Annotated in this window: 1 protein-coding gene and 1 pseudogene; both read right to left on the bottom strand. The window is 44.1% G+C overall.

Going from position 1 to position 1,051, the window contains the following annotated elements:
• Positions 1 to 213, bottom strand: a pseudogene (locus tag A3762_RS03225) (hypothetical protein); the annotation flags it as partial.
• 61 nt (positions 214 to 274) lie between these two features.
• Positions 275 to 1,051, bottom strand: a 777-nt coding sequence (locus A3762_RS03220; protein ID WP_156493182.1) for a DUF1329 domain-containing protein, incomplete at its 5' end; no start/stop codon positions are given.

Genomic DNA, 1,051 nt, shown 5'->3' with positions numbered 1-1,051 from the left:
GCCTCGCGCGCCAACAGCAACTAAACGCTGACCAAGATTTTCAATATCAACCAATAAATATTCAGAGGCTAATTCAGAAGGGTAGGAAGGAGTATTTAATACATCCATTGCGTGAAGCGAAAACGAGCTACCTACAACACTCGCCCCTATAAATGCTTGCGCTAGCTTTCGTCCCCCTAGAAGACCAAAACAGCGATGAAAAATAGAATTCATCTATTATCCTTAAAACGTTCAAACGCCCCATTTAATGGAGCGTCATGTAACTATAAGTTGGTTATCGTGCTCGGCGACGCAAAGACTGCGGCTTAAAATAACGTTTACCAGGAACCTTGCTTTCAAACAAAGGGGCCTGTCGTTCTTCAGAGTACAATCCATTGACACTATATCGACGCGACTGCAAGTCATGAAAAACATCCGAGGTAGTCCAAGTGCCCGGCAATTCGTAATAGTTTTTCAGCATTGCAGCGCTTACTCTCCAAAGCTCACCACGGTTGTCATACTGATCAACCAAAGCAATACTCCAAGAGTCTTCATCTATATAAAACACTCGCTTCTTGTATATGTGGCGAGCTCCTTTTTTGAGGTTTGCTTCTACGACATGCACTCGGTGTAATTCCCAGCGCACATACTCTGGGTTCAAGTGCCCAGGCATAACTAAGTCATCGTATTTAACACCCTCACGCCCAATCTTATAGTTATTGTACGGAATAAAGATTTCCTGAACGCCTTTATATTCCCAATCATAGCGATCAGGCGCGCCATTATACATATCTGTGTCGTCAGCGGTACGAGTATTATCCGATGAAGCAATCGGAGAATCGTAAGCTAAGTTTGGAGCACGACGCACACGGCGCTGTCCAGCATTGTAATCCCATGCTTGGCGTGCATCTTCAGACTGGTCTAATGTTTCGTGAACAAGCAAAGCACCACCAGCAAGTCGCGCAGGCGCTTTGTTAAAGGTTAAGAAATAGAACAAGATGTTATCCATTTCTTTAAAGCTTCCCTCTGGGTTATGGAAGTTAAAGAAAACCTCTTGTTGCTTGGTTATAGG

It is taken from the genome of Oleiphilus sp. HI0125 (assembly GCF_001635355.1).
Note: the sequence above shows the minus strand (reverse complement) of the source record. Positions and strands in the feature narration are given on the sequence as shown.